Source organism: Streptomyces sp. ATLC9 (assembly GCF_057196705.1).
In genome coordinates this window covers 1-695 of sequence record NZ_JBXUOY010000562.1, presented here as the reverse complement: position 1 = coordinate 695, position 695 = coordinate 1, and the positions used below count along the sequence as shown (strand labels likewise).

The following is a 695-nucleotide window of genomic DNA, read 5'->3' as shown; positions in this document are numbered from 1 at the left end:
GGGCGGCCCTGGCCGCCGTCCTGCCGGCGGGGGCGGCGCTGTCACCGGCCGCGCGTCTCCTCGCCCCGGCCCGCCGCGAGAGGCTGGTGCGGTGGTGGTGCGGGGCGATCACCGCCGCGCTGGGAGTACGGGTCCGCGTCACGGGCCGGCCCGTCGCCGGCCCGGCGCTGGTGGTGGCCAACCACGTCTCCTGGCTGGACGTACCGCTGCTGGCCGTGGTGGCGCCCGGCAGGATGGTGGCCAAGCGGGAGGTCGGGCGGTATCCGGTACTGGGGTGGCTGGCCGCCCGCGGCGGCACCCTGTTCATCGACCGCGAGCGGCTGAGGGGCCTGCCGGGGACGGTCGCGGAGGTCACCTCCGCCCTGCGCGCGGGCTCGACCGTGGTGGCCTTCCCCGAGGGCAGCACCCGGTGCGGCAGGGAGCGCGGAGCGTTCCGCGGTGCGCTGTTCCAGGCCGCGCTGGAGGCCGGGGTCCCCGTGCAGCCGGTGGCGATCCGCTACCTGACGCACGGCGCGGCGCACGGGAAGGGCCCCACGGACGCGGCGGAGACGGTGGACACGCGGCCGGCCTTCGTCGGCGACGACACACTGGCCGCCTCGCTGCGCCGGGTGGCCGCCGCCCGCGGCCTGGTCGCCGAGGTGACCGTACTGCCGCCGCTGCCGCCCGGCGCCCACTCCGGCCGCCGTGCGCTGGCC

1 protein-coding gene is annotated in these 695 nt (G+C 79.1%); it reads left to right on the top strand.

The annotated features are described in order from the left end of the window. On the top strand, nucleotides 1-695 hold a 695-nt coding region (locus AC2CJA_RS27070), incomplete at both ends, for a lysophospholipid acyltransferase family protein (RefSeq protein ID WP_484605261.1).